Source organism: Streptomyces sp. MB09-01 (genome assembly GCF_033794505.1).
Lineage (GTDB): Bacteria > Actinomycetota > Actinomycetes > Streptomycetales > Streptomycetaceae > Streptomyces.
The window spans coordinates 23,286-31,215 of record NZ_JARAYQ010000083.1; the positions used below are offsets into that span (position 1 = coordinate 23,286).

At 72.9% G+C, this 7,930-nt stretch carries 4 protein-coding genes and 1 riboswitch; of the genes, 2 read left to right on the forward strand and 2 right to left on the reverse strand.

All coding sequences use genetic code 11. The annotated features are described in order from the left end of the window. Positions 1-35: 35 nt before the first annotated feature. Entirely contained in the window at positions 36-2,165 is a 2,130-nt protein-coding gene (locus tag PV721_RS19170; RefSeq protein WP_319725877.1) for an ABC transporter ATP-binding protein, read from the reverse strand. A 563-nt stretch (positions 2,166-2,728) separates the two neighbouring features. Here PV721_RS19170 and PV721_RS19175 point away from each other — a divergent pair. After that, positions 2,729-3,595 carry an SDR family oxidoreductase gene (locus tag PV721_RS19175; protein ID WP_319725879.1) on the forward strand — a complete coding sequence of 289 codons (867 nt, stop codon included), beginning with the start codon at positions 2,729-2,731 and terminating at the stop codon, positions 3,593-3,595. A 205-nt stretch (positions 3,596-3,800) separates the two neighbouring features. Then, positions 3,801-4,022 carry a hypothetical protein gene (locus PV721_RS19180; protein WP_319725881.1) on the forward strand — a complete coding sequence of 74 codons (222 nt, stop codon included), beginning with the start codon at positions 3,801-3,803 and terminating at the stop codon, positions 4,020-4,022. Between the two features lie 69 nt (positions 4,023-4,091). Here PV721_RS19180 and cobN read toward each other — a convergent pair whose 3' ends face one another. Next, positions 4,092-7,715: a cobaltochelatase subunit CobN gene (cobN, locus tag PV721_RS19185; RefSeq protein ID WP_319725883.1), complete on the reverse strand. Its 3,624-nt coding sequence runs from the start codon at positions 7,713-7,715 to the stop codon at positions 4,092-4,094. Between the two features lie 53 nt (positions 7,716-7,768). Then, positions 7,769-7,848: riboswitch (cobalamin riboswitch) on the reverse strand. Positions 7,849-7,930 lie beyond the last annotated feature (82 nt).

Genomic DNA, 7,930 nt, shown 5'->3' on the forward strand with positions numbered 1-7,930 from the left:
CGTGGCGCCGCCGGGATAAGAGGGAGTTCACCGCTTCAGGTGACGGACCTGCCGTTCCGCGGTGCGGGGGCCTGGCGGGGGATAGAAGGGGGCGGTGTCGCCGCTGATCCGGCGGGCGCGCCCTCCGCAGCGCCGACTGCACTGCCGTCCCCGCTACCGCCCGCGGTACCGCCTGGGGCACCCTCCGCGGTACCGCCGGCCCGGCCGGCGGCCGTTCCGCCTGCCGTTCCGTCGAACTGCTCGGCCTGCATCCGGAACATCGCCGCGTAGCGCCCGCCCAGGGCGAGCAGTTCCTCGTGGCCTCCCTGTTCGACGAGCCGGCCCTCGTGCAGCACGTAGATGACGTCGGCGAAGCGCACGCCGGACATCCGGTGCGTGACGAGGACCACCGCACGCTGCGGCCCGGCGAGGCCCCGGATGCTCTCGAAGGCGGCGATCTCCGCCTCCGGGTCGAGCGCCGAGGTCGGCTCGTCCACGACGAGGACGCGGGCGTCGCGGAAGTGGGTGCGGGCCAGACCGAACTTCTGCCACTGCCCTCCGGAGAGCTCCGAGGCACCCCGGAACACCCGGGCGAGCAGGGTCTCGTAGCCGTGCGGCAGCTTCTCGACCACCCGGTCCGCACCCGCGTACCGGGCGGCGGCGACCACCTCGGCGGCCGGCCCGGCGGCGCGGTCCGGCTCCTCGGAGCCGGGCCGGCCGATGGCGATGTTGGTACGGGCGGTCACCGGCCAGCGCTCGAAGTCCTGGGTCAGCAGGGCGACGCGGTCGAAGACCTGCTCCCGGTCGGCGTCCCGCAGTTCCACGCCGTCCCAGGTCAACGACCCCGAGTCGGGCAGGTGCAGGCCCGCGAGGAGTTTGACGAGGGTGCTCTTGCCGGAGCCGTTCTCGCCGACGAGGGCGACGACGGTACCCGCCTCGATGGTGAGGGTGACCCCGCTGAGGGCGGGCTCGTCCCGGTCCGGGTAGCTGAAGTCCACGTCGTCGAGCCGTACGGCGGCGAGCCGTTCGGGCAGCGGCAGCCCTCCGGAGGGGATCGCGCGGCGGGCCGCCTCGGCGACGAACCGCTCCAGGTCCCGGACGTACAGGGACTCCTCGTGCAGGGTGTTGGTGGTGGAGACGAGTGCGCCCAGGCTCGCCGACCCGGTGCGCACCGCGATCACGGCGGTGCCGGCGACGGCGAGGTCCATCCGGCCGGAGACGATGAGCGCGCCCATCGCCCCGTACGTGATCAGGCCCGCGAGGCCGGAGAGCGCGGCGGCGAGCAGCTCGGTCGCGGCCTTGTCCTTGGCGAGGCGGGTGGCCTCGCCCTCGGCGACCTCGGCCATGTTCCGGTAGTGGCCGAGGAGATAGCGGCCCACGCCGTGCACCCGTACCTCCGGGGCCGAGGTACGGGAGGTCAGCAGCTGGCCGATGAGCCGGGCGGCCCGTACGTGCTCCACCCAAGTGATCATGGACAGGTAGCGGCGCTGGGCCACCCGCATCGCGCCCCAGCCGCGCGGGGCGGCGATGAGCAGCAGCATGGGCAGCAGCAGCGGGTGCAGCACGGTGAGCACCCCGGCGGTGGCGACCAGCGAGATGACCCCGCCGAGGGTGGCCACGCAGGCCCCCACCATCCGGCGGGCGGAGGGCGGCCCCCACTGGGCGCTGTCCAGCAGCCGCCGGAACTCCCCGTCCTCGATGGCCTCGAGCTCCACCGCGACGGCGGCGCTCAGGTACTGCTCGTGCGCGGCCCGTTCGACCTTGGGCTCCAGCCGCCCGGCGGCCGCCGTGGACCGCGAGGCCAGTACGGCCCCGAGTACGGCGACCAGCGCGCCGACGCCGATCGCGGGCACGGCCGCGTGCAGCCGGTCGGCGGCGCTGCCCGCGCCGAGCAGCGTACCGAGCACCTCGCTGATGACGAGCAGCCCGACGGCGGAGGTGATCCCCTGCCCGGCCTCGGCCGCGGCGACGGTGAGCAGGGCGGGCCGGTCGGTGTCCCAGGCGAGGCGCAGGGTGCCGCCGACCATGCGGGGCATGGAGCGCAGGGTGCTGATCAGCCGGCCTTCCAGCCGGGCGTAGTCGTGGTTGGACCAGCCGGCGTCGTAGCGCAGGGGCCCGCCGAAGAGCCGGCGCTCGCTCTCGGAGACGGCGGGCTCGGCGGCCGCAGGCCGCTTGAGGAGCCTCACGCGCGGCCACCCCCGCCCGGTGCCGGGTCGAACACCACATGAACGTGCACGGATCGCAAGATTCCTCCCGAGGCGCTGCGGCTGCGAACTGACGCCGGAAGAACGTGGCTGCTCAGAGCAGCGTCACGGCCGCCGGGGAACGAACGCCCGCACACAGTTGCGACGCGCCGCCGAACCCCAAGGCGCGCCCGGTGACCCGGCGTTCGAACCACTCGGAGGTGTCGATGCCCCCCTTCGAGGGATTGCGCCCGAAACCGGCGGAGGCCGCCTTCCCGGGTGGATACCGCCGTCGGCGCGGGGGAGGAACTCTGCTGGCCCGGTGCGCTGCTGTCGCAGGTGCGGAGTTCGATGAGGGTGCCGTTGGCGGTGCCGGCGGCGGTGGCGTTGAGGCACTTGCCGTGGGTCCGGAGGGTGCCATTGTTGCGGACCTGGAACTTCTGGGCGCACCAGCTCCGACCGGCAAGATCACGACAGCTGGAGTGCTTGCAGTCTCGTTCCGCAGCTCAGTGTCACCGTTCGGATACTTTGGGCTGACGCGGGCCGACCTCTGGGAGTGAGCGATTATGGCGACGGTGCTGGTGACGGGCGCGACGGGGAACGTCGGTTCGAAGGTCGCCGCAGAGCTGCGTGAGCGGGGGACTTCGGTTCGCGCCTTCGTCCGTGACCTGGATCGTGCGGCCGCCGTTCTCGGCGGCGAGACCGAGATGGCGCACGGCGACTTCGCGGAGCCGGCGTCTGTCCGGCGGGCACTCGACGGTGTCGAGCGGATGTTCCTCCTCTGCGCGAACGACCCCAGGCAGGTGGAGTACGGGACGAACGCGATCGACGCGGCGGCCGCCGCGGGTGTCCGGCAGGTGGTCATGCTGTCCACGATCGGGGCAGGGGCCGGTTCCTCGACGGTCTTCTTCGACCAGCACGGCCGCATTGAGGAGCACCTGCGCGGCTCGGGCATCCCGGCGGTGGTGCTGCGCTCAAGCCACATGATGTCGAACGTCCTCGGTTCTGCCGCGACCATCCGGCAGGCCGGCCGCTTCTTCCTCCCCGCCGGTGACGCGCGCATCGCGATGGTCGATCCGCGTGACGTCGCCACCGCCGCTGCCGCGGCGCTGGTCACGTCCGCGCATGACGGCCGGACTCACGTCCTCACCGGCCCGGAGGCGATGACCTACGCCGAGGTCGCGCGGCTGCTGTCGAGCGCCCTGGGCCGCCCGGTCGAGTACGTGGACGTCCCCGACGGTGCGGCGGTCGCGGGGATGGCCCGGGCCGGCCTGCCGCCATGGCTCGCGGAGCAGGTGGTGGCCGTCTTCGCAGCGCTGCGCGGCGGCGAGAACGCGTCCACCACCGGCTCGGTGCGGGAACTGACGGGCCGTGAGCCGCGCGGCTTCGAGGAGTTCGCCCGCTGGGCGGCCCCGTTGCTGGTCGGCGCATAGCACCTCCGCGGCGCCGGCGGGACTCCACGAGCCCGCTGGGGCGCTGCGCCACCCCTGCGAACGCCTGAGTGGGCCTCGCTGGACGTGAGCGGAAGTGGCGCGCCTGTGGGTGTGGGCACTGCAGGGGTGTCGGAACTGTGGGGAAATGTCTGATTCGGTTAAGTTTGCCCCAGTGTTTGGTTTCGGCGTTCCGGGAGGGACATTCGTGGCTATCGATCTGGACAAGGTGCTCGACAAGGCGTGGGCCGACAAGCCGCTCGCCGAGGTGCTCGCGGCTCCCGTGGCCGCCCTCAAGGGGGTCAGCGACAAGGACGGCGAACTGCTGCACGAGGCGTTCGGTGTCAAGACCGTCGCCGACTTCGGGCAGCTGAAGTACGTGCGGTGGGCGCAGGCGCTCGTCGCGCTGAACCAGACCGTCAAGGCGTAGTCGGGCTGACGGAAGAGGCCGTCCTCCCCGCCCTTTCCGGGGCGGGGAGGACGGCCTCTTCCTGCGGTCCTACTCGCCTTCGCCCTCGAGGTTGCCCTCGGTGTCCAGGTAGACCTGGCGGAGGGATTCGAGGATCTGGGGGTCCGGCTTCTCCCACATGCCGCGGGACTCGGCTTCGAGGAGGCGTTCCGCGATGCCGTGCAGGGCCCAGGGGTTGGCCTCCTCCAGGAAGGTGCGGTTGGTCGGGTCCAGGACGTACGTCTCGGTGAGCTTGTCGTACATCCAGTCCGCCACCACGCCCGTCGTGGCGTCGTAGCCGAAGAGGTAGTCGACCGTCGCGGCGAGTTCGAAGGCGCCCTTGTAGCCGTGGCGGCGCATCGCCTCGATCCACTTGGGGTTGACCACGCGGGCGCGGAAGACCCGGCTGGTCTCCTCGACCAGGGTGCGGGTCTTCACGGTCTCGGGCCGCGTGGAGTCGCCGATGTACGCCTCCGGGGCCGTGCCGCGCAGGGCGCGGACCGTGGCCACCATGCCGCCGTGGTACTGGAAGTAGTCGTCCGAGTCCGCGATGTCGTGCTCACGGGTGTCCGTGTTCTTGGCGGCGACCGTGATGCGCTTGTAGGCGGTCTCCATCTCGTCGCGCGCCGGCCGGCCCTCCAGGCCGCGGCCGTACGCGTAGCCGCCCCACACCGTGTACACCTCCGCGAGGTCGGCGTCCGTGCGCCAGTCGCGGGAGTCGATCAGCTGGAGGATGCCGGCTCCGTACGTACCCGGGCGCGAGCCGAAGATACGGGTCGTTGCCTTGCGTTCGTCGCCGTGCACGGCGAGGTCCGCCTGGGCGTGGGCGCGGATGAAGTTCGACTCCGCCGGCTCCTCCAGGGAGGCCGCGAGCCGGACCGCGTCGTCCAGGAGGCCGATGACGTGCGGGAACGCGTCGCGGAAGAAGCCCGAGATGCGCAGGGTCACGTCGATGCGGGGGCGGCCGAGCTCGTCGAGCGGGATCGGCTCCAGGCCCGTGACGCGGCGCGAGGCCTCGTCCCAGACCGGCCGGACACCGAGGAGGGAAAGGGCCTCCGCCACGTCGTCGCCCGAGGTGCGCATCGCGCTCGTGCCCCAGAGGGACAGGCCCACGGAGGCCGGCCACTCGCCGTTGTCCGTGCGGTAGCGGGTCAGGAGGGACTCGGCCAGGGCCTGGCCCGTCTCCCACGCGAGGCGGGAGGGGACGGCCTTCGGGTCGACCGAGTAGAAGTTGCGGCCCGTCGGCAGCACGTTGACCAGGCCGCGGAGCGGGGAGCCCGAGGGGCCCGCCGGGATGAAGCGGCCGTCCAGGGCCGCGACGACGTGGGCGATCTCGTCCGTCGTGCCGGCCAGGCGCGGGACCACCTCGCGGGCCGCGAAGGACAGGACCGCCACGACCTCCGGCGACTGGTCCGCGGCGACCGAGGACACGGCGTCGAGGGACCAGTTCGCGTCTTCCATCGCCTGGACCAGGGCGCGGGCCTGTGCCTCGACCTCGTCCGCCGAGGTGCGGGTCGCCTTGGACTCGTCGAGGCCCAGCGCCTCGCGCAGGCCCGGGAGGGCCGTCGTACCGCCCCAGATCTGACGGGCGCGCAGGATGGCGAGGACCAGGTTGACCCGCGCCTCACCGGTCGGGGCGCCGCCGAGCACGTGCAGGCCGTCGCGGATCTGGGCGTCCTTGACCTCGCACAGCCAGCCGTCGACGTGGAGCAGGAAGTCGTCGAAGCCGTCGTCGTCCGGGCGCTCTTCGAGGCCCAGGTCGTGGTGGAGCTTCGCCGCCTGGATCAGGGTCCAGATCTGGGCGCGGATGGCCGGCAGCTTCGCCGGGTCCATCGCGGAGATCTGGGCGTACTCGTCCAGGTGCTGTTCGAGGCGGGCGATGTCGCCGTAGGACTCGGCCCGGGCCATCGGCGGGACGAGGTGGTCGACCAGGGTCGCGTGCACGCGGCGCTTGGCCTGGGTGCCCTCGCCCGGGTCGTTCACCAGGAAGGGGTAGATGAGGGGGAGGTCGCCGAGCGCGGCGTCCGGCGCGCAGGCGGCGGACAGGCCGGCGTTCTTGCCCGGCAGCCACTCCAGGTTGCCGTGCTTGCCCAGGTGGATCATCGCGTCGGCGCCGAAGCCGCCGTCCTCCGCGCGCGCCTGGATCCAGCGGTACGCGGCCAGGTAGTGGTGCGAGGGCGGCAGGTCCGGGTCGTGGTAGATCGCGATCGGGTTCTCGCCGAAGCCGCGCGGCGGCTGGATGAGGATGAGCAGGTTCCCGCGGCGCAGGGCCGCCAGGACGATGTCGCCCTCGGGGTTAGCCGAGCGGTCCACGAACATGTTGCCCGGGGCCTCGCCCCAGTGCTGCTCGACGCTGCCCCGCAGCTCCGCCGGGAGCTCGGCGAACCAGCGCTTGTAGTCGGCGGCCGGGATGCGGACCGGGTTGCGGGCCAGCTGCTCCTCGGTCAGCCAGTCCTGGTCGTGGCCGCCGGCCTCGATCAGGGCGCGGATCAGCTCGTCGCCGTCGCCGGACACCAGACCGGGGATGTCCTCGGTGGGGCCGAAGTCGTACCCGCCGGCGATCAGCGTGCGCAGCAGCTCGACGGCGCTGGCCGGGGTGTCGAGGCCGACCGCGTTGCCGATGCGGGAGTGCTTGGTCGGGTACGCGGACAGGACCAGAGCGACCTTCTTGTCGCGGCGGTCGATGTGGCGCAGACGGGCGTGGCGTACGGCGATCCCCGCGACGCGGGCGGCGCGCTCGGGATCGGCGACGTAGGCGGGCAGGCCGTCCTCGTCGAGCTCCTTGAAGGAGAACGGGACGGTGATCAGGCGGCCGTCGAACTCCGGCACGGCGACCTGGGTGGCGGCGTCGAGGGGGGACAGGCCCTCGTCGTTCTCCTCCCAGGCGGAACGCGAACCGGTCAGGCACAGCGCCTGGAGGATCGGCACGCCGAGCGCGGCGAGGGCGCCGGCGTCCCAGGACTCGTCGTCACCGCCGGCGGAGGCGGTGGCGGGGCGGGTGCCGCCGGCCGCGAGGACGGTGGTGATGATCGCGTCCACGGACTCCAGGGCCTGGAGGAGCTCCGGCTCGGGGGTGCGCAGGGAGGAGACGTAGAGGGGGAGGGGCTGGGCGCCCTTCGCCTCGATGGCCTCGCAGAGGGTGTGGACGAAGGCGGTGTTGCCGCTCATCTGGTGGGCGCGGTAGTAGAGCACCGCGACCTTGGGGGCCGCCTCGGTGGTCCGCTGCGCGTCGCGCTCCAGGGGGCCCCAGGTGGGGGCGGCGGCGGGCGGCTCGAAGCCGTGACCCGTGAGCAGCACGGTGTCCGAGAGGAACCGGGCCAGCTGGTCGAGGTTGGCCGGGCCGCCGTGCGCGAGGTAGCCGTGGGCCTCGGCCGCGATGCCGATCGGGACCGTGGAGGCCTCCATCAGCTGCGCGTCCGGAGCCTGTTCGCCGGTCAGGACCACGACCGGGCGGGTCTGGCCGGGGGCGAGGAGCAGGTCGAGGCCGTCCTGCCAGGCGCGGAGGCCGCCGAGGAGGCGTACGACGACCAGGTCGACTCCGTCGAGGAGGCCGGGGAGGTCGTCGAGGGGAAGGCGGGAGGGGTTCGCGAACCGGTACGGGACGGGGCCGTCCGCCGTGTTCGCCGCGCGGGCGCTGAGCAGATCGGTGTCGGACGTCGACAGCAGCAGGATCATGCGGCGGCAGGCCTTCCTCGGGGTTTCCGCGCCCCGGGCAGTGAGGACAGCGGGAGTTCCTGACTTCCCCGGCGGTGTGGCTCTGCCGGGTTCACAGTGGCGGGACCGCGCCGGAATCGCACCGGGCTTCCTCCCATGTCGCCGTCCTCGGCGACGGCGGGCCGTGTGGTCCGCCGGAAGGTCATCTTAGGGGTGGCCGGGGGTGGCATCGGTGG

Bases quoted from the DNA above. Each gene is read 5' to 3' on its own strand.
- PV721_RS19175 (WP_319725879.1), top strand. From the start codon at position 2,729: ATGGCGACGGTGCTGGTGACGGGCGCGACGGGGAACGTCGGTTCGAAG.
- cobN (WP_319725883.1), bottom strand. From the start codon at position 7,715: ATGATCCTGCTGCTGTCGACGTCCGACACCGATCTGCTCAGCGCCCGC.